Annotated in this window: 19 protein-coding genes; 13 read left to right on the top strand and 6 right to left on the bottom strand. The window is 44.6% G+C overall.

Annotated features, from left to right (window positions below; translation table 11 throughout):
* Nucleotides 1–166: 166 nt before the first annotated feature.
* The 3 genes from KHS38_RS18485 (at nucleotide 167) to KHS38_RS18475 (ending at nucleotide 4,884) form a co-directional block, all read left to right on the top strand.
* The gene (locus KHS38_RS18485; RefSeq protein ID WP_213490040.1) at nucleotides 167–2,053 is read left to right on the top strand and encodes a helix-turn-helix transcriptional regulator; all 1,887 of its coding nucleotides are present in this window, start codon (nucleotides 167–169) and stop codon (nucleotides 2,051–2,053) included.
* A 133-nt stretch (nucleotides 2,054–2,186) separates the two neighbouring features.
* Entirely contained in the window at nucleotides 2,187–3,668 is a 1,482-nt protein-coding gene (locus tag KHS38_RS18480) for a glycine--tRNA ligase (RefSeq protein ID WP_213490039.1), read from the top strand.
* A 118-nt stretch (nucleotides 3,669–3,786) separates the two neighbouring features.
* A complete protein-coding gene (locus tag KHS38_RS18475) occupies nucleotides 3,787–4,884 on the top strand; it encodes an AI-2E family transporter (RefSeq protein WP_213490038.1) in 1,098 nt (365 codons plus the stop codon).
* Between the two features lie 5 nt (nucleotides 4,885–4,889).
* Here the strand turns inward: KHS38_RS18475 and KHS38_RS18470 are convergent, their stop codons facing one another.
* The 3 genes from KHS38_RS18470 to KHS38_RS18460 all read right to left on the bottom strand — a co-directional run bounded on the left by KHS38_RS18470 (nucleotide 4,890) and on the right by KHS38_RS18460 (nucleotide 7,153).
* Nucleotides 4,890–5,477 carry a DUF4230 domain-containing protein gene (locus tag KHS38_RS18470; RefSeq protein ID WP_213490037.1) on the bottom strand — a complete coding sequence of 196 codons (588 nt, stop codon included), beginning with the start codon at nucleotides 5,475–5,477 and terminating at the stop codon, nucleotides 4,890–4,892.
* A gap of 147 nt (nucleotides 5,478–5,624) precedes the next feature.
* Nucleotides 5,625–6,047: an OsmC family peroxiredoxin gene (locus KHS38_RS18465; protein ID WP_213490036.1), complete on the bottom strand. Its 423-nt coding sequence runs from the start codon at nucleotides 6,045–6,047 to the stop codon at nucleotides 5,625–5,627.
* A 38-nt stretch (nucleotides 6,048–6,085) separates the two neighbouring features.
* Entirely contained in the window at nucleotides 6,086–7,153 is a 1,068-nt protein-coding gene (locus tag KHS38_RS18460) for an NADH:flavin oxidoreductase/NADH oxidase (protein WP_213490035.1), read from the bottom strand.
* A 121-nt stretch (nucleotides 7,154–7,274) separates the two neighbouring features.
* Between KHS38_RS18460 and KHS38_RS18455 the strand changes: the two genes are divergently transcribed.
* The 3 genes from KHS38_RS18455 (at nucleotide 7,275) to KHS38_RS18445 (ending at nucleotide 12,056) form a co-directional block, all read left to right on the top strand.
* On the top strand, nucleotides 7,275–7,982 hold the full coding sequence (locus KHS38_RS18455) for a dienelactone hydrolase family protein (protein ID WP_213490034.1): 708 nt from the start codon (nucleotides 7,275–7,277) through the stop codon (nucleotides 7,980–7,982).
* Between the two features lie 13 nt (nucleotides 7,983–7,995).
* Nucleotides 7,996–9,192: a cation:proton antiporter domain-containing protein gene (locus KHS38_RS18450; protein WP_213490033.1), complete on the top strand. Its 1,197-nt coding sequence runs from the start codon at nucleotides 7,996–7,998 to the stop codon at nucleotides 9,190–9,192.
* A gap of 122 nt (nucleotides 9,193–9,314) precedes the next feature.
* A complete protein-coding gene (locus KHS38_RS18445; RefSeq protein ID WP_213490032.1) occupies nucleotides 9,315–12,056 on the top strand; it encodes a M14 family metallopeptidase in 2,742 nt (913 codons plus the stop codon).
* Nucleotides 12,057–12,378: 322 nt separating this feature from the next.
* Here KHS38_RS18445 and KHS38_RS18440 read toward each other — a convergent pair whose 3' ends face one another.
* Nucleotides 12,379–13,761: a pectate lyase family protein gene (locus KHS38_RS18440; RefSeq protein WP_213490031.1), complete on the bottom strand. Its 1,383-nt coding sequence runs from the start codon at nucleotides 13,759–13,761 to the stop codon at nucleotides 12,379–12,381.
* 411 nt (nucleotides 13,762–14,172) lie between these two features.
* Here KHS38_RS18440 and KHS38_RS18435 point away from each other — a divergent pair, with 411 nt between their 5' ends.
* On the top strand, nucleotides 14,173–14,535 hold the full coding sequence (locus KHS38_RS18435; RefSeq protein ID WP_213490030.1) for a response regulator transcription factor: 363 nt from the start codon (nucleotides 14,173–14,175) through the stop codon (nucleotides 14,533–14,535).
* Nucleotides 14,536–14,635: 100 nt separating this feature from the next.
* On the opposite strand, the gene KHS38_RS18430 is transcribed toward KHS38_RS18435, so the two are convergent.
* On the bottom strand, nucleotides 14,636–15,754 hold the full coding sequence (locus KHS38_RS18430; RefSeq protein WP_213490029.1) for a hypothetical protein: 1,119 nt from the start codon (nucleotides 15,752–15,754) through the stop codon (nucleotides 14,636–14,638).
* Nucleotides 15,755–15,965: 211 nt separating this feature from the next.
* Here KHS38_RS18430 and KHS38_RS18425 point away from each other — a divergent pair, with 211 nt between their 5' ends.
* From KHS38_RS18425 to KHS38_RS18400, 6 genes are read left to right on the top strand one after another with little or no spacing between them, the layout of a single operon-like run.
* Nucleotides 15,966–19,016, top strand: a complete 3,051-nt coding sequence (locus tag KHS38_RS18425) for a tetratricopeptide repeat protein (RefSeq protein ID WP_213490028.1) — start codon at nucleotides 15,966–15,968, stop codon at nucleotides 19,014–19,016.
* A 30-nt stretch (nucleotides 19,017–19,046) separates the two neighbouring features.
* On the top strand, nucleotides 19,047–20,858 hold the full coding sequence (locus tag KHS38_RS18420; protein WP_213490027.1) for a porin family protein: 1,812 nt from the start codon (nucleotides 19,047–19,049) through the stop codon (nucleotides 20,856–20,858).
* A gap of 43 nt (nucleotides 20,859–20,901) precedes the next feature.
* The gene (locus KHS38_RS18415; RefSeq protein ID WP_213490026.1) at nucleotides 20,902–22,194 is read left to right on the top strand and encodes an HU domain-containing protein; all 1,293 of its coding nucleotides are present in this window, start codon (nucleotides 20,902–20,904) and stop codon (nucleotides 22,192–22,194) included.
* Entirely contained in the window at nucleotides 22,191–22,904 is a 714-nt protein-coding gene (locus KHS38_RS18410; RefSeq protein ID WP_213490025.1) for a MotA/TolQ/ExbB proton channel family protein, read from the top strand. The genes KHS38_RS18415 and KHS38_RS18410 overlap by 4 nt, the downstream gene beginning before the upstream one ends.
* Nucleotides 22,901–23,299, top strand: a complete 399-nt coding sequence (locus tag KHS38_RS18405) for an ExbD/TolR family protein (protein ID WP_213490024.1) — start codon at nucleotides 22,901–22,903, stop codon at nucleotides 23,297–23,299. The genes KHS38_RS18410 and KHS38_RS18405 overlap by 4 nt, the downstream gene beginning before the upstream one ends.
* An 8-nt stretch (nucleotides 23,300–23,307) precedes the next feature.
* Nucleotides 23,308–24,129, top strand: coding sequence for an energy transducer TonB (locus KHS38_RS18400; protein ID WP_213490023.1), 822 nt, complete (start codon nucleotides 23,308–23,310; stop codon nucleotides 24,127–24,129).
* A gap of 53 nt (nucleotides 24,130–24,182) precedes the next feature.
* On the opposite strand, the gene KHS38_RS18395 is transcribed toward KHS38_RS18400, so the two are convergent.
* A complete protein-coding gene (locus tag KHS38_RS18395) occupies nucleotides 24,183–24,395 on the bottom strand; it encodes a cysteine-rich CWC family protein (RefSeq protein ID WP_213490022.1) in 213 nt (70 codons plus the stop codon).
* Nucleotides 24,396–24,411: the final 16 nt, after the last annotated feature.

Here is a 24,411-nt window from a genome sequence, read left to right as displayed (position 1 = left end):
ACTGCGTCTACACCTTAGCAGGTCCGCGTCTACAAATTATCTACAACATTTTTGTAAACTACTGTGTTACAATTAGCAAAACCTTTAAAAAGTACTATACTTTAACTACAACCTTATTAATATGTGCTGTAAAAAGACTACTGCTTTCTTTTTTGTCCTTATCTGTATGCATGCTGTAAATGCTGCAGCACAAACACTTTATATTGACTCACTCAAAAAGGCATTATCCCAAGCACCTAAAGAAGAGAAGCCTGTAATTATGGCCGAACTGGCACGTGTTGGTTATGAGAAAGACATGAATCGTGCTATTAATTCTGCACAAAAGGCATTGCTAACAGCCCGGCAAAATAAAGATGAGGGCGCTACGGCATTTTGCTATGCCACGCTGGGCTACCTGTTCATCCAAAAAGACCAGCAGCGACGTGCCGAACTGTATATTGACAGTGCGGTAAAAGCAACAAGTAACACCTCAAATCCGGCATTAGCATCCTACGCCTGGCTTAGAAAAGGCTGGTTGGAGATGGTGAAAGGCAACAACGAAAAATCTATCGCCGGTTTTTTAAAAGCCGAACAACTGGCAAAACAGCAGAATGACCAGCGCTCTTTAAGTTACCGAACGTTGATATACCATTACATTGCCAGTATTTATGCGTATGGCAGCGATACACTTAAGCAGCGTAAATATGCAAAGGCCTGCATGGCAACAGCAAGGCTTAGTGGCAATGCCGATAATATGTTATTAGGCTACATGACCATAGCACACGGTTTCTTTTCTGCTTTTGAAAGAGATACAGCTAAACGAATGTTGCTTGATTCCTCTTTAGCTTATTACCGGCAGGCGATAAACCTTTACCGGCGAAACAAAGAGAAGGTTTTAATTCAAAGCAATGCCTCGGCTATTGCTTTAAACATGGCCAACAGCTACTTTAAATACTTCCCCACCAGCTGTAAAGATAGTGCCTACCGGTATGTTAACCAGGCCTTGACTATCGGACGGCAAACCAATAGCAAAGAAGTTATTGCAAACAGCTATGGCATACTGAGCGAGTATGCGCTGCGCGAAAAGAACTTTACCCGAGCCGAGCAATATTTGCAAAAAGGCATTGCTGAATTGAAGAGCGCAGCACCCGGCGTTGATCTTACCCGGAGCAGATTGATGCTTGGACTGGCCAACGTAGCCGAACAAAGCGGCAATACAGCTAAGGCTTTGGCCTACTACAAGCAATACACCGTCTTTTATACCAGAGTTTTTGATGCCCAAAAGCTGGCCATAACCCAGCAACTCGAAGAAGAATACCAGTCGGTACAGCGAGAGAATGAGATAGCCAGGTTGCGTGAACGTGCTGATTATAACAAACAACTGAATTGGTTGTATATAGCCATTGGATCGGCAAGCATTATCTTATTGATCTTGTTGCTTAGCTCATACCATTATAAGTTAAAGGCTTCGCTGCAGCAAAAGCAACTATCAGAACAAGAGAGAGAAGAAGCCAAGCTGCTGGCACTTTTACAACAAGCCGAAGCACAGCAATTAGCGCTCGAAAAGCAGGAAGCGGAATTAAAGGCTACCTTACGCGAAGAAGAAAGCGCACGCCTGCAGGCACAGCAGGAATTATTGCAAGACCGTACGGAATGGCTGGAAAAAGAACTACTGGCAGGTACGTTAAAGCTGGAAGAAAAGAATGTTATACTGGAACGGCTCAAGAAAAAATCGCTTGATGCGGATTCTCCTTCCGTAGCACGGCAGATTGGCCGTATTATAAACCAAAATTTGCGGATGGACAGAAATCTGACCGAGCAGCAACAGACATTAAGCCAGATCCATCCCAGCTTTTTTGATGCCCTGCAAGAACGCGCAGATAACAGCCTCACCCGGTTGGATCTGAAATACTGCTCCTACATTTTAATGGGGTTGGATAATAAAGAGATTGCCAACCGGCTGGGTGTCGAACCTAAAAGCATTCGCATGGCACGCTATCGGTTAAAGCAAAAGTTGAAGTTGAACAAAGATGACAATTTGGATCAGGCTGTACGTTCTATTGAAAAAGGCTGATACGTAAATACAGCTTTGTATTACACTCATAAATTGTATATAAGCTTGCCTGATAAACATCCTTTTTTATTTAAAATAAAATCCCTCAATCAAAATTCCGAATTCCAAATTCAAAAAATATCTTTGCAAGGTTATGAGTAAAAATACCGACGAACTGTTTAAGAATGTGATTGCCCATGCCAAAGAGTATGGTTTTGTATTCCAATCAAGTGAAATATATGATGGTTTAAGCGCCGTTTATGACTATGGTCAGTTTGGTGCCGAACTGAAAAACAACATCAAAACCTACTGGTGGAAAAGCATGGTGCAGTTGAACGATAACATCGTGGGTATAGACTCGGCCATATTTATGCACCCTAAAATATGGAAAGCCAGCGGCCACGTGGATGGTTTCAGCGACCCGATGATCGACAACAAAGATTCAAAGAAACGCTACCGTGCCGACCAGTTACTGGAAGACCGTATTGCCAGCTATGATAAAGAAGGTAAAACCGACCAGGCCGAAGCTTTACAGCTGGAAATGGACAAAGCCCTGAATGCAGAAGACCTGCCCCGCCTGCGCGAATTGATCATTGAGCAAAATATTGTTTGCCCGGTTAGTGGTACTGCTAACTGGACCGATGTACGCCAGTTTAACCTGATGTTCAGCACCCAAATGGGTGCCGTAGCGGATGATGCCGATGTAATTTACTTACGTCCTGAAACCGCCCAGGGTATCTTTGTGAATTACCTGAACGTACAGAAATCGGGCCGGATGAAAATCCCGTTCGGTATTGCCCAAATTGGTAAGGCTTTCCGTAATGAGGTAATTGCCCGCCAGTTCATCATCCGAATGCGTGAGTTTGAACAAATGGAAATGCAGTTCTTTGTACGCCCCGGCACACAGCGCGAGTGGTTTGACAAATGGAAAGAAACCCGTTTGAAATGGCACCTGGCCCTGGGCACCGCTCCTGAAAAATACCGTTATCACGAACACACCAAACTGGCTCACTATGCTGATGCTGCTTATGATATTGAGTTTGAATTTCCGTTTGGCTTTAAAGAGGTAGAAGGTATACACAGCCGCACCAATTTCGACTTAAGTCAGCACCAGGAATTTTCAGGCAAAAAGATGCAATACTTTGATCCTGAAGTTGACCCGGATACCAACAAGCCTTATGGTAACTATATCCCTTACGTAATTGAAACGTCTATCGGCTTAGACCGTATGTTTTTGCTTACGATGATCAATGCTTACGAAGAGGAAGACTTAAGTACTGAAGATAAGCAAGACAGCCGTACCGTACTGCGCCTGCACCCTTGCCTGGCACCTGTAAAAGCAGCCATTTTCCCGCTAACCAAAAAAGACGGCTTGCCCGAAAAAGCGCGTGAAATTATGGACCGGCTGAAAGTCGATTTTAATCTGCAGTACGAAGAAAAAGACGCTATTGGTAAACGCTACCGCCGTCAGGATGCTATTGGTACGCCATTCTGCATTACGGTTGATCACCAAACCCTGGAGGATAATACCGTAACCATCCGTCACCGCGACAGCATGGCCCAGGAACGTGTTCCTGCCGATCAGCTGGATAAGATTATTGGCGATCTGGTAAGCTGGAGAAATGTGCTGAAATAATAGCCTCTCCCCGGTAGAGAATACTTAAATAATAGAAAAAGCTGTTCTGTTCAGAGCAGCTTTTTCTATTTCAAAACTTTAGTAAATATTATTGCTTATGTAAATATCAACACACACTATGGAAACCAGAAAATACCCGTTTTTCCTTCAAGCCACCGTTATTTTATTCGGATTAATACTATTTGTTTATGTATTAAATAGCCTGGCCGATATATTAATACCATTGGCTTTTGCTGCCTTTATTGCGGTGCTGCTTAACCGGCTGGTGAATAAACTGCAAAAGGTGGGTATACCCAAAGTTTTTTCCATTATATTATCCATGCTGCTGGCATTAATTGTGATTGCCGGGCTGTTCTATTTCCTATCATCGCAAATTGCCTCATTCAGCGACACGCTGCCTACTTTGAAAGCCAAATTTGCACAGATAGTAAATGACCTGAAGAATTATGTTTATGCTCATTTTGGTGTAGATACCCAACGGCAGGCTACCTTCGTTAAGGATACCATGAACAACAGCAAGGCTTTGGTGGGCAAAACTATTAATACCGTGCTGGGTACCTTGAGTGTGGTGTTCCTGATACCGGTGTATGTATTTTTAATGTTGTTATATAAAACGCTCATCATCAATTTCCTGTTCGAGGTATTTTCGGAAGAAAACTCTATCCGCGTTGCCGAAATACTGCAGGAAACCAAGGCTGCCATACAAAGCTATATCATAGGGTTGCTTACTGAAACGCTGATTGTGGCCGTTATGAATTCCATAGCGCTTATGATCCTGGATGTGAAATATGCTATACTATTAGGCGTTATTGGGGCTTTACTGAATATGCTGCCTTACATTGGTGGTATTATTGCCATTGCTTTACCTATACTAATGGCTACTGTTACCAAGGATGGTTATTCGACCCAGCTGGGCGTAATTGCCGCTTACCTGTTTATCCAGTTTATTGATAACAATATATTGGTACCGCGCATCGTATCCTCTAAGGTGCAAATCAACGCTTTAATTTCTATCGTGATTGTACTGATGGGCGGCGCTTTGTGGGGCATATCGGGCATGTTCCTGTCTATCCCGTTTATTGCGGTGCTTAAGATTGTCTTTGACCGTATTGATGACCTGAAGCCGTGGGGTAAACTGCTGGGTGATAACGTGCCAACGCGCAACATAGGCCACATCTGGCTACGGCGACAACAGCGGGCGCAAAATGCCAGCTAAGCCGTTTACTTGAATTGCAGCATAACGGTTTTACCGGATATATTTTCGAGCAGGGGTTTAAAAATGGTTTGGGCATTTTGTCGGGCTTTGCCTGTTATGTCCATTTCACGGGCATTATCCAGCAAGCGTTTTTCGGCCACCTTGTAAATATCCTCTACCATAGCTTTGCTGGTGCTGGGTAAAATAACGCCGCTAATGTCGTAAACTTTAGACCGCTGATGGTCCAGTTTTACGTAGCATATCTCCGGCTTTGGCAGTTTAACTATAACGGTGTCTTGCCCCGCACTGCGGCTAATATCCTGCTTGGTGATTTTGGTTAAATCTATACACGCCGTTACCTCACCTACTGCCACAAACAGTACGCGCTCGTCGGGCAGCAGGGTGTGTACTTGTTTTTTTTCAATCACATCCTTCATGCTGTATTTAACCAGCTCCAGCTTGCCCATGCTGGTAATCTTCTCTACCATTACATCTTCAGATACCTCGGTACGCACGGCCGTAAACTGGTGCTTCATGTAAAAGAACATAAATATCAGGAAGCCGAAAATAGCAATAAAAAAAACGAGAGTTAACGAGATGCGTGAACGTGCCATAAAGCCCCCTCTAAATCTCCCCCGGTAGGGGAGACTTTCAATATTATAGTTTAGAAAAATTAATACCGAAGTGTAAAGCTTCGGTATTCTAATACATAACGATATGTTTTTCAAAGCCCTCCCCTTCCGGGGAAGGTTGGGTGGGGCTTACGCGCCGTAAGTTACATTCAGTGTAAATGGAACGCTTAGAGCTTTAGAAATGATACAGTTCTTTTTAGCTTCTTCGGCTACGGTTTTGAACTGCTCTTCTGATACGCCTTCAATTTGCGAAGCTTTCAGCTCCAGGTGAATACCGGTAATGCTCAGGGCAGCCATATCCAAGTCCAGGATTGCATCGGTGGTCAGGTCGCCGGGTGTAAATCCTTGTTGGCTCAAAGCAGCGCCAACCGCCATGGTAAAGCAACCGGCATGGGCAGCAGCGATCAACTCTTCAGGATTGGTACCTACGCCTTCTTCGAAACGGGTTTTAAACGAGTACTGTGTTTTATTTAAGGTGGTGCTTTGGGTGGTTAATTCGCCTTTACCATCTTTTAAAGTACCATTCCAATGTGCATTTGCTGTACGTTTCATTGTTTTTGTTTTAGTTTATGTATCGGTTTTAAAATTGTTTAATGCCATTTGGCGCGCTCGTACTGTACCGGCCATTTAATATCATAACCCAGCTCATGGGCTGCACGCAACGGAAAATGCAAATCGCGCAGAAACTCGCGGGCGATGAAAACCAAGTCGGCCTGGCCAGACTGGATAATTTCGTCGGCCTGTTGCCCGGTGGTAATCATACCTACGGCCCCGGTCATCAGACCAGTCTCTTTGCGAATCTGCTCTGCAAACTCCACCTGGTAACCCGGCCCTACCGGAATCTGCGCATGCACATTGCCGCCGGTGGAGCAGTCTATCAAATCTACACCTTTCTCTTTTAAAATACCAGCCAGCTTAACCGACTCTTCGGGCATCCAGCCGCCTTCAGTCCAATCGGTTGCCGAAATGCGTACAAACAGCGGATAATCCTGCGGCCAAACTTCCTGTATACTTTCAACCACTTCCAAAACCAGTCGTATCCGGTTCTCGAACGAGCCGCCATACACATCAGTACGCTGGTTGCTTAAAGGCGATAAAAACTGATGCAACAAGTAACCATGTGCAGCATGCACTTCAGCTACCTTAAAGCCAGCCTGTAAAGCGCGTTGGGCAGCCACCTTAAAATCAGCTTTTACTTTGGCTATACCGGCTTCATCCAGTGCAACGGGCGCTTCGGCATCATGGCCAAAAGCAATGGCACTTGGCGCTACTGTTGCCCAGCCGTTAGGCTCATTTGAAGGAATTTGCTTACCACCATTCCAGGGCTCTGTATGGCTGGCTTTACGGCCGGCGTGGGCCAGTTGTATACCGGCTACACAACCCTGCTGTTCTATAAAATCAACTAATTGTTTTAGTTTTGGCAGGTGCTCGTCTTTCCATATGCCCAGATCGGCAAAGGTAATACGGCCTTCGGGCGATACTGCGGCAGCCTCGGTGATAATTAAACCAGCACCGCCAACGGCCATGGAGCCTAAGTGCACCAGGTGCCAGTCGTTAGCAAAACCGTCGGTACTGGAGTACTCGCACATAGGCGAAACCACAATACGATTTTTGAACTCAATGTTCTTTATTTTTAAGGGAGAAAATAGATTGGCCATAATGTTGTCAAAGCTATAATCCAAACTAATATAAGGCTTTAGAGTTTTGTCAAAACAGTAATCTTGTCATTCAAATGATATTTTAAGCTGAACATTTAAATCTTTTCCCGGTTTGACCAGTATGACCCACACACAAGAAAGTTATATAAACCTACAGGTAAGTGACGGTACTACTATGGCTGCGTATGTAGCTTACCCACAGGAGCGTAACGAGCAAACACCAGCTATCCTGGTTTTGCAGGAGGCATTTGGTGTAAACAGCCATATCCGTAACGTGGCCGATAGGTTTGCGCGTGAAGGTTATGTTGCCATAGCGCCCGAGCTGTTCCATCGTACGGCACCCCAGGGCTTTACAGGCAGTTACAGTGATTTCCCGGCGGTAATGCCGCATATGCAGGCACTAACCAATGAAGGCATGTCAGCAGATTTGCAGGCTGCTTATAACTGGCTTGTACAGCAAGACATTAATAAAGATGCTATCTACAGCGTAGGGTATTGCCTGGGTGGGCGGGTATCGTTTTTAGCTAACGGAGTATTGCCGTTAAAAGCTGCGGTATCTTACTACGGCGGGCGCACTGAGCAACTGGCCGATCAAGCGGTTAACCTGCACGGGCCGCACTTGTTTTTCTGGGGCGGATTGGACAAGCACATCCCGGATGAAAGCATCAACACGGTAATTAAGGCTGTAAAAGATGCAGGTAAGGAATATGTGAATGTAAAAATATCTTATGCCGATCATGGCTTTAACTGCGACGAGCGCGACAGCTTTAACGAAAAAGCATCACGACAGGCATGGGCCCTGACGCTGGAGTTTTTGAGAAGCCAATAAACTTACCTGTAATTTGAGCACCTATACTATTTTAATTGTCCTGAGCGGACTGATTATATTTTCATACCTGTTTGATCTGTTTGCGGGCAAAACCCGTATACCATCGGTATTACTGTTGCTTTTTTTGGGCGTAAGCATCAAACAGCTGGTTACCTATTTTGATATTAAGGTATTTAACATAGGCGCCATACTACCTACGCTGGGTACCCTAGGGTTGATACTGATTGTATTTGAGGGCGCGTTGGAATTAAAGTATTCGCCGCAAAAAAATGCAGTGATAAAAAAGTCTTTCTTTTCGGCACTTATTATTTTGCTGTGCACTACGTTTACCATTTCGTGGATATTCTGGCAACTGAGCGGCAGTGATTATTACCGGTGTTTTCTGAATGCTATTCCGTTTTGTGTCGTAAGTTCGGCTATTGCCATTCCATCGGCCGCCAGCATCAATAAGCAAAAAAGGGAGTTTATTATTTACGAATCCTCATTCTCGGATATCCTGACGGTAGTGCTATTCAACTTCATACTCAGCAACAAGCATATCAGTATAGGGTCTTTCGCTAAATTGGGTGCCGAGCTGACTACCATACTTGCCTTTGCTGTAGGTGCTTGCCTGTTTTTACTGTACCTGATTGGCCGTATAACGCACCATGTTAAGTTTTTCCTGATTATTGCCATCTTGATTTTGGTTTATGCCATCGGGCAGTCGTACCACTTGTCGTCGCTTATCATTGTGCTATCATTGGGGTTATTTTTAAACAACGCCAATCAGATCAGGGTGCCCTGGTTCAGGAAATACTTTATCTACCCCGGCCTGTCTATCGACTTGAAACAACTGCACCAGCTTTCGGCCGAGAGCGCATTTCTGATGCGTACGTTCTTTTTTGCCATTTTTGGTTTCACCATGGATATCGATCAATTACAAAAATGGTCGGTACTAACCATTGGCGGGCTTATTTTACTGGCTATTTATGTAATCCGCTTTATATACATCAAGCTGGTATCCAAAACCGACCTGATGCCCGAACTGGTGATTGTGCCGCGTGGCCTGATAAGCGTACTGCTATTTTATAATTTACCTGCCAGTATGAAGCTGCCGGGTATTGAAACAGGTTTGCTGTTTGTAGTAGTACTGGCTACCAGCATTATTATGAGCGTTGGCCTGTTCTTTTCAAACCGCAGGGTGGGTAATAAAGAATTTGAGAATGTTTAAAATCCGGTAACTCTGCTTCTTTTTATATGCTGACATTCAACAGCATCTCACAAAAAAGTTACATACTATTGTAACTGCAGAAAGTTAAATTGTGCTTTCCTGATCACTCTTTAACTTTCTGAATGAAACACCGCTACTTAGTTACAATGGCTGTTGCTGCATTGCTGCTTTCGGCAGGCGTACAAGCACAAACCATACCCACACCAAAAGCACATTTTGGCTTCGACATTGGCGACGATTACAGCCTGGCCAACTATACACAAACCGAGGCTTATTTTAAAAAGCTGGCTGCATCCAACCGGGTTAAGTTGGTTGATATTGGCTTAACCGAAGAAGGCCGGCATCAGTACATGCTCATCGTATCCTCGCCCGAAAACATCAGGAACCTCGACAAATACAAGGATATTTCACGCCGGCTGGCACGCGCCGAGAACCTAACCGACGAGCAGGCCCACAGCTTGGCCGCGCAAGGTAAAGCCATTGTTTGGATTGACGGCGGTTTACACGCCAACGAAACCGTAGGTACACACCAACTTATTAAAACCGCCTACGAACTGGTTACCCGAACCGATGCTGAAACCATGCGTATACTGGATAACACGGTCATCCTGATGGTACATGCCAATCCCGATGGCCAAGAAATTATCTCGAACTGGTACATGGGGCAGCCTGATCCTAAAAAGCGGAATATGAACATTCCGCGGCTATATGAAAAATACATAGGCCATGATAATAACCGCGATTTCTATATGATGAACATGAAAGAAACGCAGAACATAGCCCGCCAGCAGTATTTGGAATGGTTGCCGCAGATTGTGTACAACCACCATCAAACAGGTCCGGCAGGATCAGTAGTGGCCGGGCCACCTTATCGCGATCCGTTCAATTATGTGTACGATCCTTTGCTGGTAACCAGTATTGATGCGCTGGGCGCTGCCATGAGCAGCCGCCTGAATGCCGAAAACAAACCCGGCTATACGGAACGGAACGGCACTATGTTCTCGACCTGGTGGAACGGCGGCTTACGTACTACCACTTACTTTCATAACATGGTAGGCCTGTTAACCGAGATAATAGGTAACCCTACGCCTGCCGAAGTACCGTTGGTATCCGAGCGATTACTCCCCAACAGTAACACACCTTATCCCGTTACACCACAGCCCTGGCATTTTAAGCAATCCATTGATTACTCGGTATCTTTGAATTATGCCGTGCTGAACTATGCTGCGCGCCAGCGCGATATACTACTGTACAATATCTACCGAATGGGCAAAAACTCTATAGAACGGGGCAGCCATGATAACTGGGCACTATCGCCCAAACGTGTAGACTCCATCAACGCAGCGTATAAAGCCGACCAGGCCGCTAACCCTTCCTCGGCAACAGCGGCCAACCGAGGTACCGTGCCGGTAAAGTATTACGAAAAAGTATTGCAAGATCCTACCTTGCGCGATCCGCGTGGGTATATCATACCGGCCAATCAAACTGATTTTCCCACAGCAGTTAAGTTTATCAATACACTCATCAGGGCGGGTATTGTGGTTCACAAGGCCAGCGCCGATTTTACGGTTGCCGGCAAAAAGTACCCGGCCGGATCTTATATTGTGAAAACGGATCAGGCATTCCGTCCGCATGTGCTGGATATGTTTGAACCGCAGGACCACCCGAATGATTTTCAGTATCCGGGGGGCCCGCCCGTCCGCCCGTATGATAATGCCGGATGGACGCTGGCCTTCCAAATGGGCGTGCAGTTTGACCGCTTGCAGAATGCTTTTGACGGACCATTTACCCGCCTGCCTTATGGCGAACTGCAATCACCATCCAAAGTATTGATGCCTGTCATTAGCAAAGGTGGCTATATGCTGAATACGGGTACAAACAACAGCTTTATTGTAGTGAATGACCTGATTAAAGCCGGGGCCGAAGTATACCGGATAAACAAAGCAGGCAAGGATGCAGGAGCTTTTTATATTCCCTACTCAGCCACGGCCAAAAGCACATTAGCAATGGATGCAGGTTTGGGTATGCAAATTAAAGCCGTAAATAAAGCACCTAAAGGCACCGTTAAAATAGCGCCGCTACGTATTGCGTTGTGGGACACGTATGGCGGCAGCATCCCGTCGGGATGGGTGCGGTGGATGATGGAGCAGTATCACTTTCCATTCAAATTGATTTATCCGCAGGAAATTGATGGCGGCAATTTAAAAAGCAAGTACGATGTAATTGTATTTGTGGGTGGCGCTATACCAGCCCCACGCCGTGAAGGCAATACTGCAAATGAATACTTTAACCGCCAGCCCGCAGCCCAGGACTTGCCACAGGAATATCGCAGCTGGACTGGCCGTATCACTCCCGAAAAATCAATTCCACAACTCAAAGCATTTTTGGAAGCGGGGGGTAACATCGTCACTATCGGCAGTAGTGCTAACTTGGCTTACCAACTAAACCTGCCTGTAAGCAATGCCCTTACAGAAACGGTAAACGGAAAAGAAAAACCGCTGCCGGGCGATAAGTTTTATATTCCGGGCAGCGTATTGCAGGTAAGCTATAACATTACGCAGCCTGCCACGTGGGGTATGCCTGCCATTGGCGATGTGATGTTTGATAACAGCCCAGTATTTAAATTAGGAGCAGACGCAACCTCACAGGGCATTAAACCTTTAGCTACTTATACCAGTGATAAGCCGCTGCGCAGTGGTTGGGCCTGGGGGCAAAAATACCTAAAAGGTAATGTGGCTGCTTTTGTAGCACCTGTTGGCAACGGAAAGCTATATGTGTTCGGGCCCGAAATAACTTTCCGGGCACAGTCGCACAGTACATTCAAGCTACTGTTTAACCAATTGTATACGGCTTCAGCTAAATAATGAACGGAAGCTTAGGAAATAAAATAGCACATCAGTATTTATTGGGTTCGATTTTGATCAGATGCAAAATAGACAATTAAAAAACTTTCTATTTAATTAAACAAAAGGCACACAGTTTGCATTTATATAAACAGTAATGTGGGTATGAATGAAGTGCAGAGTGAAGCAGTTGTGCAATTAGCATAACTGCTTTTTTTATGGTGCTATTTTACTGTTTAAAAGCTTATGTAAGCAGTTTACGTCAAAAGCTAAAACAGGTAATTACAGCAATTTATAATCAACAAAAAAGTCCGGCGCTATTGCGTACCGGACTTTTCTATTTTTACTTGCTTCCTGGCTTATTACTAAAAAAAGTATTGGAGCCGCTGTTAATATATTCGAATATCTCGGTCGGTTTAAACCGCTTATCTTCGGATACTACGCCACCGTTAATAATAGCACTTGAAACAATAAATCGCCCGGGACGCTGGTTGGCATTTCCTTGCAAATATATACTCCGGTCTGCAATCAGGTTAGAAATGGTTATAGAACCACAATTAGGCGCAATTGATAAGGCATATGCCAGGCGATCGCGGCTGTCACGCACGGTTAAAGCCGAAAAGTTCACCTCGTCGCAATTGTTTAACTGCACTGCTGCGTTAGCCGGGTTGTTTCCCGAACCTACACCATGCACTTTAAAGCCGGTTACATTGCTAAACTTTAAACCGTTAAAGGCTACTTTACCCTGCGCATCCAGGTTGGCTATATTCCAGTAATCGTTACTGAAATCTCTACCGCTCGATACAAATTCCACATTACCCGGGCCGCAAAACACATTGCTCATTTTACCAAACTGGCTCGACTGGATAGACATGTTCATGGGCGATTGCTCGAATACGCAATTTGCAATCATTGGCGTATACAGTCCTTTCATTTTTAAATTGTACTGGGTACTGGCGTTCGCAACACTGTTTACAATACACACATTACCGTCAGATCCGGCATTATTCACACCCTCCAGCGTAAAGGCCTTGTCGCAACTGTAAGCATGGCATCCATCAATGTAGCTGTCTTTGCAGCGGTAAGTTTTAATACCATCAACACAGCCCCAAAAATAGCAATCGTTAAACCGGCACATTCCAGCATAGTCAAACTTTACGGCAGTAGCCAACTGGTAAAAAACGCAGTTGTTGATACTTGTAAAACAAGCGTATGAATTATAGATGCCATTAGGGCGGTTTACATTATCGGTAAAGAACCAAATATTGTTGATATTGAACTTGGTATTTTGTTGCGGCCGCGCGTCGGTAAGGATATTAAATGCAAAATAACCACGATTGCCGCCTTTTACCGCCAGGAAAATGGATGCACCGTTTCCGTTTACCTGTACGCCTTTACGCTCCAGCTGGCCTTTACCACGATAATCAATATTTATACTTTCGCTGATGCGGTATTTTTTGCCGCTGCCCAGTTCTACAACAGATAAACCATGATCGCGGGCGTAAGTAAATGCGGCCTGAAATGCTTTGGTATCATCGGCTACCTGGTCGCCTACGGCACCAAAAGATTCAACGGTAATAGCATCAGTAGATTTATCGGGCAAAGCGGCTGTAACTTTAGCAGACCATTCTTTGTAACTTACTCCCTGTGCATAAAGCAAATCACTAAATAAGCAGCCATATACGGCAGCAATAAGATAAGCCAGGGCAAATTTTCTTTTTATCATAGTTTATATAAGTAGTTGTTACAACTGCAAAGCTATGCAATTGTTCAGTGTATATTAATTATACACCCCTTAAGCGGAAGTGTATGAAATAGCTGTCTAAAAAAGTGAACATCCAAGAATTACTCCTCTTACCGATAAAAATTCTACAAATGTTAATAACTCATCATTTCGTGTGAATAAACATGACCGTTATTACCAATATTTTTCAATAGGCGCCTATATAATAACGATATCACCTACAACGGCGGGTTCGGTTAATTATTTCGTTAGCAGCGGGTGTATAAAAGTGAGTTATTAAAATAATGTTAAAATCGTGGCTTACAATTTGTAAGAGTAGGCACAGACAACACTAAATACAGTGGTTTCAACCTATGCTGATTTAGTTATTATTAGATACATTTTCAGACCAATATGAGCAGAATATTAGCAGTGGATGATGACCGAGACATTTTAGAGGTACTGCAATTTATCTTGGAAGATTCTGGTTACGAGGTTGAGACGTTGTCAGACGGAACACAACTTTTAGACAAAATAAAACAGCGACTTCCTGATTTAATTTTGCTGGATATTATGCTTGGCAATATAGATGGCCGTGATTTGTGCAAAAATGTAAAGTTGCAAAACCATACACACAACATCCCGGTAATAATGATTTCGGCAAGCCACAACGTTTCGGATGTACTGAAACAAGATTGCGCTCCCGATGATTTCATTGCCAAACCATTTGATATCAACAATCTGCTAAATAAGATTAAACGGCAGTTAGCCGCATAATAAGTTTCTACATCCATCTACCTATAAAAAGTAAGGGTTAACTGGTAAGGTTAACCCTTTTATATTTTCTTGCAAATTTATCCATGCACCAGCGCTGAGGCTATTTGATAACACCCAGGCTTTTCAACTCTTTATCAATCCGCTCATTCCATTGCGCTTGAGCAGCCTGATTGATACCATGCTGGGTTTCATCATCATACTGTTGCTGCATATTATTCATGTCCCTAAAAGCATCCAGATAATCGGCATGTATGGCACCATCAAAATTGGTAATGGGCAGTTGTTGGGTAAGTAAGTGCCGCTTATAATGCTCGGCCGCCAGCTTTACAATATCAAAGTGCCGCTGCTCATGGTTCAGGGTGTAATCATCCCGGTAACCATTACGTACCCAGCTGGCACTTTTAGGCAGGTAAGGTTTCATGCGCAACCTAACTTCAATTACACTGTTTACAACCGCTACCTCTTCGTCAAAAGCAATACTTGGAAAAACCTCTGCAGCATACTTGCCACCTGTAGCTGGCCTGGCTTTAAAATCATCCCAGGTAAGCGGGCGCTTAGGGCTATAATAAATCGTATCAGGATCGGTGTTATCTGTATAGTCGGTAATGGTAAGCTTTACGCGCTTAGCCAGTTTTGGATTGGTATCAGCTTCCCGGTTCATCCAGGTGTTAAGGTATACCAGTCCGTTGACGAGGGTGCGGCGTAAGGTGGCCTCTATTACATCCTGCTGTTTATCGGGCCGAATGTACCGGGCCGAGCCTTTGTAGCTCAACAGATAAATATAATCATCGCCCAGCTTACGGTCAAAGGCCAGATTGATGCTTACTTTACCTTCTATCCTGCCCCCCGGCAAAGCCGTTTCGGTAATTTTGAGTTCGTTGATACGAACTACCACTGGCCTCAACGCGGTATTAGCCGGCAGGTTATGACTAATAAACTTACGTATCGCTACTGCCGTTCCGCCTTCCAAATCAACGGCTTGCTTTTGTGCCGTTGTGGCATCAGTAATTAAATTGGCCACTGCCCGGCCTGGGCCGCGCTCATCCGTTACCTGCTGTATGTAAAATTCCTGCGGATTTACCGTAAGGCGCTCGTCTTGTAAAATAATTGTATTTACAGGCTTAACAGGAATAACAAACGCACTGCAAAGTAAAATCAGTACCGGGGCTATCCATCGGCCCAGAAAAAATCTTTTAGGGGTGAAAATATTTTTAATCATTAATTAATATCATAACGTAACTGATTATAAATATGATACGCCACAAAAAATGCTTTACAAATTATTGACAAGAAAGGCACTTGCAGCAAAGTTTTTCATCATCTATACCATCTTATAATTACCTTCGTTTAAAAATATGCTTTGCGGTTTGTGATTATATGCCGCGGATTGCATTTTTGTATTTGCTACTTTGCAGTATTTACAGCCTATTATGATTAAACTCAAACCCATTGCTACATGTGCTTTGCTGCTTGGCGCTTATGCGGCCGAAGCCCAGCAAAATCCTTCAATTGAACTTTACAGAACCTATCATACGGCTACCACACTGCTCAATAATGGCCAGTACGTAGCTGCTGCCGAGCAGTTCAGGCAAATTGAGCACAACCGGATCAAGCCTGCCACACAGCCGCAGTTTGAATCGGAGATATCTTTAATTAAAGAAAACTCACAGTATTACGAGGCCGTTTGCGCCCTGGAACTGGGTAATGATGATGCGGAAAGCCTGCTATTACGCTTTATTAAGGAGCACCCTGAAAATCCGCTGGCCAAGCTGGCTTATTTCCAGATCGGTAAATCCTACTCTAAACAAGGCAAGTATGAGGATGCCCTCCGCTGGTTTAATAAGATTGATGCGAATGAGCTGAACGGCAAGGAGGCTACTGAGTATAAGTTCAGGAAAGGTTATGCTTACTTTTCATTGAATGACTATAAAAATGCACAGGTATTATTTAGCGAGGTAAAAGATAAAAAATCAGCTTTTACCGAAGATGCTACTTATTACTATGCCTACATCGCATACCTGAACAAAGACTATCATATTGCGCTGGTGAACTTCGAAAAACTTAAAAACTCGAAGAAATATGAAAACAGCTATCCGTATTACATCACCGCCGTTTATTTTTTAGATAAGCGTTATGATGATGTATTAAGCTACGCCATCCCGATCCTGAACACTACGCACCAGCAGCACGAAACTGAAATGCTGCGCATTGTAGGTGCATCATATTTTGCAAAAGGCGATTACGCAAAGGCACTTAAATACTACACCCGTTTTCAGCAGGGTGATAAAGGCCGTACCCAGAGCTCGCAGGACAGCTACCAGATTGGTTACGCCTATTATAAAACAGGCGACAATGCCAACGCAGCCATTGAGCTGGAAAAACTGATTGATAAAAGCGACGAATACAGCCAGAGTGGTAACTACACTTTAGGCTCTATATTTTTAAAGCTGAACAACAAACAAGGTGCACGCAACGCCTTCCAGGTGGCATCAAAGCTGGATTTTGACAAACAACTACAGGAAGATGCGCTGTATGAGTACGCCAAATTATCATACGAGCTGAACTTTAATACGCAGGCACTGGAAGCAGCCCGCCTGTATCTGAAAAAGTATCCGCGCTCTACCCGTACTGATGAGGTAAAAACCCTGCTAGGCGAAGCTTTACTGAATTCAAAAAATTACCGTGAGGCTGTTGAGATTCTGGAACCGATCGTAGCTACCTCACCGAACGCGGCTGAAGCCTACCAGCGTGTAACTTACTACCGCGGACTGGAATTTTATAACGAACGTGCTTTTGAAAATGCCATAGGCATATTTTTACGCTCGCTTAAATACCAGCGCGATGAGAATATCACCGCGTTAACCACCTACTGGCTGGCCGAATCTATGTTCGAGGTTCGCAAATATGGCGAATCTGTTGAGCAGTTCGAGTCGTTCTTGAGTATGCCTGCTGCTAAAAGCTCGGGCGTTTTCAACTACGCTAATTACGGCTTAGGTTATGCTGCATTTGGCGATGAGCAATATCGCAAGGCTGCAAACTACTTTGAACGCTTTTTAGCCAGCGAGCCGAAAGATAAAAACACCATCAACGATGCTACAGCTCGTTTGGGCGATAGCTATTTTGTATTGAAAAGCTACAGCAGCGCTTTGCAATATTATGACCGTATTATTGCCGGCGGCAGTCAGGGGCAAGATTATGCCTTATTTCAGCGTGGTATGATACAGGGCTTGCAAGGCTCGCCGGATGCCAAGATCAGTACGTTGAACGATGTACTGAGACGCTATCCTAACTCTGATTTTGTGGATGACGCTTCATTCGAGATTGCTTACACTTACTTCTTGAAAAATCAGGGCGATGAGGCTAAATCAGGCTTACAGAACCTGATTCAGCAACATCCGCAAAGCAGTTACATACCACGTGCGTTGGTTACTATTGGTTTGATAGATTACAACAACAACCAGGACGACCAGGCGGTTGAATCGTTCAAAAAAGTAGTACAAACCTACCCGCAAACCGAAGAAGCTAAACAAGCGCTTAAGCAGATCGAAAAGATCTATACTGATAAAGGTGATGCGCAAACATTTATTAGCTACGCAACCACTACACCTATAGGTAACTACAGCGCGGCCGAGCAGGAAAGCATCATGGCGAATGCAGCAAACAACCTGTACCTGAAAGGCGATTGGGCTGGTACCGTAGCTGCAGTAAATGCTTACTATGATAAAGCTACCAAGCCTATTTACGACAAGCAAATGCGCTTCATCAGGGCACAAAGCTTAGTGAACCTGAACCGTACAGAAGAAGCCGTAGCCGATTATAACGTGATACTGAATGACTGGACCAGTGCTTACACCGAGAAATCACTGATCAGCATGTCTAAGCTGTACATGGCACAAAAACGCTATAATGAAGCCGTAGTATTCTTGAAACGCCTGGAAACTAATTCGGAATACAAGGCCGACTACAGTTTCGCTATCAATAACCTGCTTACCTGCTATGCAGAAATGGAAATGGCTGATGATGTACTGCACTATGCGCAGTTGGTTCGCGAAAATGAAAAAGCATCAGAAGAAGATAAATTCAGAACCGGCTTATATGCAGGTAAAGCACAGCTAATGCGCAGTGACACCACTGCGGCGTTAAAAGAATTTAATTATACCGTTAACAATACCAAAACTATAGCAGCTGCCGAGGCTAAGTACAACGTTGCCCTTATTGAGTACTCAAAAGGACAATACAAAGCAGCACAAAAAACCTGCTTTGATATTGCTAACAAAATGTCTAACTACGATTACTGGGTAGCTAAAAGCTTTATACTACTGGCAGATTGTTATGCAGCGCAAAAAGATGCGTTCCAGGCAAAAGCCACCCTGCAAAGCTTAATTGACAACTACAAAGGCAACGATGATATTTTGCCTGCAGCAAAAGAAAAGCTGCAAAAGCTAAGCGCATTAGGCAGCACATCATCAGGCAAACAGTAATCATTGATAACGCATTTATACCGAACTGTAATGACAACCCGATATATTTATTTACTGCTTTCAGCTACTGTAACACTTGGTGCGGCCTCTGCGCAGGCACAGGTAAAACAGCCGGCTAAAACCACTACTACTAAAAAGCCGGTAGCTAAACCCGCTGCTAAAAAACTGGGCGATGCTGCGGCTAAAGTAAAACAAGATACCACTAAAAAAGGTGGGCAAAATGCGGCTAATCAACCGGCAAATAATGGTGGCAGCCTCTCGGAAGAGATTGTGGTAACCACCGTATATAAACCGGTACTGGCCGATGCGGTTAAGATTCGTCGCAACCCTAACCTGGAGGACACACAGCCTTACAAAGCGCCGTTAAGCTATACCACACTTGACAGGAGATTGGAACGCAACAGCGATATACGCCAGTTAGAGGCAATGAAAATGCCTGCCGAGCGCGACTCTATCCCTGCCAACAACTTTGTGCGTGCCGGTTTTGGCAGCCTTAAAACCACTTTTGGCGAAGCATTTATTAACAATGGCAACGACCCTGCCCTGCAGGTAGGCGCTTACCTGAAACATTTTGCTCAGCAGGGCAGCGACCTGCCAAAGCAAAATCAAAGCAAAACCGAGGTAGGTGCATTTGGTAAAGTAATTACCGGCGACAACACACTGCGTGGTCGTATTGATTACAGCCGCCGTGGAACCTACTTTTATGGCTATAACACATTCGGCGTAACACCGGTTACCGATCCGCTGAAACAGCATTTCAATACCTTGAGCGCTGAAGGCGAACTGGCCAAAAATTACCAGGATACCAGTCGTGCATTTACTTATGCATTGAAGCTGAACGGCTATATATTCAATAATGCTTATGCTGCCAAAGAGAACAACGTTGTATTAACCGGCTTTTTAAACCAAACCATTAACCAATTTTATGCTGGCTTAGGTGCATCATTGGATTTGAGCAGCCAAAAAGATAGTGCATATTCTTTCAACAACAGCTTACTGCGCCTTAATCCTTACCTGAAGTTTCAGGGCGATAATTACAAGATTGATGCGGGCCTGAACATCGTTAAAGAGTTTGGTTTTTCATCACGCTTTTATATCTTCCCGGCAGCCAAGCTGGAATTGCAGGTGGTACCAAAATACATACGCCTGTTTGCCGAAGCTAAAGGTGATGTAAACAAATCATCGCTGCGCAACTGGTCTGAGATTAATCCATTCATCGGCCAAAACCTAAGTATCAAAAACTCGGTAGATAAACTGGATATTACCTTGGGCTTAAAAGGACAAATTATCGCCGGCTTAGGTTTCAAGGCAGCCGTATTCCGCAACAGCATACAGGATTTGCCGCTGTTTGTGAGCAACTTTGATAACACCACCAGCTATAACCGTTTTGATGTGATGTATGCAGAAGGCCGTACCCGTGTAACCGGCTTTAACGGCGAGCTTGACTACAAAGCATCTGACAACCTGGACCTGTTTGGTCGTGTTGAATTTAAGGATTATAACCTGAAAAACGAGCAACAAGCCTGGAACCTGCCTAAGTTTAAACTGACTGCCGGAACCGCTATTCACATTGGTAAAAAAGTAGATATCAACGGCTCGTTAATGATACGCAGCGAGGTTAAGGACAGAATATTAGCCGACCCAAGCAGCGGTATAGCAACACCAACAATTGTTACCCTGAAATCATTTGCTGATTTGAATGGTGGCGTGAGCTACAAAGCAACCAAACAAATATCTGTATTTGTACAGGCAAATAACATCCTGAACACGAATTACCAAACCTGGTTATATTATCCTAACTATGGTTTTAACATATTTGGCGGTGCAGGCTTTACTTTTTAATTATATTTGCTGATACGTTTAATTTAAACAGAGGTAGAGTATAATGGATTTGGCTGTTTACATCAGTGAACTACTTAAAGAGCACGGCACAGTAATTATACCGGGATTGGGTATTTTTAATAAGGTGCGTGTAGCCAGCTATTATAACAAAACCGAAGGCCAATTTTACCCGCCTCATTATCAGGCCGGCTTTACGCATCAGCCCGGTGTTACAGATCAGGCACTGGCGCAGTACATTAGTGCTAAAAACAATGTATCCTCTGCCTCGGCCCGCTTTTTTATTAACAAGTGGGTGGCCGACGTAACACAACAGGCCGAAACGCAAGAGGTAGCTATCAGCAAACTTGGCGCACTATACAAACAAAACAACGAGCTAAAATTTAAACCCAATACGGCAGACATTACCATGTCTGCCATTTATGGCTTTAGTGCGGTGAGCTTACGCCAAGAGGCCGAAAAGCTGGCCATACCTGTTGCTCCTACGGTTATAGACGCGCCGGTGGAACAACAACCGCAAGCAACGCCAGTTGAAGCAGCGCCAGAGCCGGCACAACCAAAGGCTACTGAACCTGCCTTGCCAGTGCAACAGGCTGTAATACCACAACCAGAAATTGCAGCGCAAACAGTAATCATACCTCCTGCACCGGTAAAGCCGGCAGAAGAGCCGCTGCCTGAACCGCAAGCTGCAGCTCCCATTCATTCTGCGGAGGCGGTATCAGAAATTGCATCCCCTACTACGATCAGCGAGGAGACTGAAACAAACACACCATCGCGCAATAGCAGCAGCCGCTGGATTGTAATTGCTGTTATACTCCTTATTGCTATTGGCGCCGGCTTTGCAATTTACCAAACGCAGCGCAATCAAAAAGGCAGTGCTACAGAAGCTGCGGCTACATCATCTGCATCCGGAAACACCAAACCCGTAGCAGACACGGTAATCATTAACAAACCAACTGTAACTGATACGCCTGTAACCACAACAGTACCTGCAACAGATTCTGTAAACCAACATGCCCCAGCCCAGGTTGTGCAACCCACTGCCGCAAGCCAGGCATCGGCATTAATGGTTAACAATAAAAATTATAAGTATACGCTATTAGGCGGCGCGTGCAGCACCATGGCCGAGGCTACTGCTATCACCAACCGCTATAAGGTACAAGGTGTAAACGCAGGCGTTTTAAAAAATCCGCCGGGCGACAAATACTTTAAAATAAGCTTCGGCTTTTTTGAAACATTTACCGCAGGCCAGCAGGCCAAACAAAAGCTGGTAGAAACCAAGCACCTGGAAAGGTCAAAACTATACGTAGAAACCATAAGACAAAATCCTAAAAAATGATGTTATTACTGCAGATTACCGACACTGCTCAAAAACTAACTGATACTGTGAACCGCACGGCGCAAGCTGCCGCTGCTGCTGCACCTGCTGATGATTTACGTTTTGGCGACCTGCTGATTAAAGGTGGCTGGGTAATGATCCCGATTGGTATACTGGCCGTACTGGGCCTGGTTATATTTTTCGAACGCTTTTTTACTATCCGCAAAGCTGCCAAAGATGAATCGAGCCTGATGGCCCAAATTCGCAGCAGCATTACAGCAGGCAAGCTGGATTCGGCCATTGCCGTTGCCCGCAATAGCAACTCACCATTGGGCCGCATGCTGCAAAAAGGCTTACTGCGTATTGGCCGCCCTATTAAAGATATTGAGGCAGCTATTGAAAACGTTGGCAAAATTGAAGTAGCTAAGCTTGAGAAAAACATTGGCATTATTGGCATCGTAGCGGGTATTGCACCAATGTTCGGCTTCCTAGGTACTATTGCCGGGGTTATCAAGATCTTTTATGATATCTCCAAAACCGATAATATCAGTATGGGTGTAATTTCCGGCGGTTTGTATGTAAAAATGGTAACCTCTGCTGCCGGTTTGTTTGTGGGTATTGTGGCGTATGTTTGCTACCACATCCTGAACATGATGGTTGAGCGGGTTATTCTGAAACTGGAAACCGACGCTGTTGAATTTATTGACCTGTTAGAAGAACCCAGCAAATGAACCTGAGAAAAAAATCAAGCCGTGCATCAGCTGAGGTACATACCTCGGCCATGAACGATATTATGTTCTTCCTGCTGTTGTTTTTCCTGATTGCATCAACAGTAACCAACCCCAACGTAATTAAACTGATGCTGCCTAAATCGTCATCCGGGCAGGCTATGTCTAAAAAGACCATCACCGTTTCTGTTACACAGGATTTGCGCTACTATGTAGAGAAGAAAGAAGTGCCTGTAGATGCGCTGCAAGCAACGCTTGAAGGTTACAAGAATCTGGCATCTGAATTGACCATTGTATTACACGTGGACCGTACGGTTGCTATACAGGATGTAGTGCAGGTAATGGATATTGCACAAAAGCTGAACATTAAACTGGTACTGGCCACCGAGCCTAAATAACTAATGCTATGGACTACCGCCAGCAAGATAATAACTATCCCAAAGCCTTTTTAGCCACCGGTATTATACTGGCTGTGCTGATTGGCCTGAGTTATTTTATCGTATTTCAAACACCGCCAAAAGAAGAAGATGGCACCGGTGGTATACTGGTAAACTATGGTACTGTTGATGAAGGTATGGGCGATGATTATATGAGCACTGAAGAGCCATCAGTAGCTGAGCATGCCAATCATACCAAGCCTGATAAGGTAACCCCTGCCCCTCCTACCGAGGAGCCCACGCCTACCGAAAACAGCAGCAAGGATGTAGTTACACAAAACAACGAGGATGCGCCCGAAATTAATGCTACCAAAAAAGCAACCGCTAACGTAGCTACACAGCAGGAAGTAACTAAGGCTACACCAAAACCTACTGTAAATCAAAACGCTTTATACAAAGGCAAAACCAACAACGGAACCGGCGAGGGTGATGGTACAGGCAGCACGCCGGGCAACCAGGGTAAAACTACAGGTACTACACTTACCAATAATTACAACGGAACCGGTTCTGGCAATGGCGGTAACTTAACCGGTATGCCGCAACGCAACTTTTTGAGCAAACCGTCAGTTAGCGATGCTGGCCGCCATACAGGTAAAGTGGTGGTGGACATTCGTGTGGATAAAGACGGCAACGTAACCTATGCCCGTGGCGGTGCCCGCGGCACTACCATTACCGATCAGGATCTGATTGATAAATGTGAGGAAGCAGTAAAGCGTGCCCGGCTTAATGCACAGGAAACGGCTCCTGATATGCAACAGGGCACGGTGATATTTGTATTCAAGGTACAATAACGTTTATAAACTCCCTTATATACTAAAAAAGCCTGCATAACCTGCAGGCTTTTTTAGTATCCGGATTCTTGGTATTCTTTTTGGAGCTCGATCAGGCAGTTTACGCATAAACAGCCATCATACAACTCACTTACATACTGTACCTCGTTAATAGTAAGCTGTACTTTACTGCACTGGCATTTGGTATAAGCATTAGCCTTGCATTCAAAAGGCATACGGCAGCGCTCGCATTGAACAATTTCGTGCTTTTGAAAGGTAACAGACATGGGTACAAATATAAAA

It is taken from the genome of Mucilaginibacter sp. Bleaf8 (genome assembly GCF_018390515.1).
Lineage (GTDB): Bacteria > Bacteroidota > Bacteroidia > Sphingobacteriales > Sphingobacteriaceae > Mucilaginibacter.
Note: the sequence above shows the minus strand (reverse complement) of the source record. Positions and strands in the feature narration are given on the sequence as shown.

Excerpts from the sequence above, each read along its gene's own strand:
- KHS38_RS18470 (WP_213490037.1), bottom strand. The coding sequence starts at position 5,477 with ATGGCACGTTCACGCATCTCGTTAACTCTCGTTTTTTTTATTGCTATT.
- KHS38_RS18400 (WP_213490023.1), top strand. The coding sequence starts at position 23,308 with ATGGACTACCGCCAGCAAGATAATAACTATCCCAAAGCCTTTTTAGCC.
- KHS38_RS18405 (WP_213490024.1), top strand. The coding sequence starts at position 22,901 with ATGAACCTGAGAAAAAAATCAAGCCGTGCATCAGCTGAGGTACATACC.
- KHS38_RS18455 (WP_213490034.1), top strand. The coding sequence starts at position 7,275 with ATGACCCACACACAAGAAAGTTATATAAACCTACAGGTAAGTGACGGT.
- KHS38_RS18415 (WP_213490026.1), top strand. The coding sequence starts at position 20,902 with ATGGATTTGGCTGTTTACATCAGTGAACTACTTAAAGAGCACGGCACA.
- KHS38_RS18480 (WP_213490039.1), top strand. The coding sequence starts at position 2,187 with ATGAGTAAAAATACCGACGAACTGTTTAAGAATGTGATTGCCCATGCC.
- KHS38_RS18420 (WP_213490027.1), top strand. The coding sequence starts at position 19,047 with ATGACAACCCGATATATTTATTTACTGCTTTCAGCTACTGTAACACTT.
- KHS38_RS18465 (WP_213490036.1), bottom strand. The coding sequence starts at position 6,047 with ATGAAACGTACAGCAAATGCACATTGGAATGGTACTTTAAAAGATGGT.
- KHS38_RS18485 (WP_213490040.1), top strand. The coding sequence starts at position 167 with ATGCATGCTGTAAATGCTGCAGCACAAACACTTTATATTGACTCACTC.
- KHS38_RS18460 (WP_213490035.1), bottom strand. The coding sequence starts at position 7,153 with ATGGCCAATCTATTTTCTCCCTTAAAAATAAAGAACATTGAGTTCAAA.
- KHS38_RS18435 (WP_213490030.1), top strand. The coding sequence starts at position 14,173 with ATGAGCAGAATATTAGCAGTGGATGATGACCGAGACATTTTAGAGGTA.
- KHS38_RS18440 (WP_213490031.1), bottom strand. The coding sequence starts at position 13,761 with ATGATAAAAAGAAAATTTGCCCTGGCTTATCTTATTGCTGCCGTATAT.
- KHS38_RS18395 (WP_213490022.1), bottom strand. The coding sequence starts at position 24,395 with ATGTCTGTTACCTTTCAAAAGCACGAAATTGTTCAATGCGAGCGCTGC.
- KHS38_RS18445 (WP_213490032.1), top strand. The coding sequence starts at position 9,315 with ATGAAACACCGCTACTTAGTTACAATGGCTGTTGCTGCATTGCTGCTT.
- KHS38_RS18475 (WP_213490038.1), top strand. The coding sequence starts at position 3,787 with ATGGAAACCAGAAAATACCCGTTTTTCCTTCAAGCCACCGTTATTTTA.
- KHS38_RS18410 (WP_213490025.1), top strand. The coding sequence starts at position 22,191 with ATGATGTTATTACTGCAGATTACCGACACTGCTCAAAAACTAACTGAT.
- KHS38_RS18430 (WP_213490029.1), bottom strand. The coding sequence starts at position 15,754 with ATGATTAAAAATATTTTCACCCCTAAAAGATTTTTTCTGGGCCGATGG.
- KHS38_RS18425 (WP_213490028.1), top strand. The coding sequence starts at position 15,966 with ATGATTAAACTCAAACCCATTGCTACATGTGCTTTGCTGCTTGGCGCT.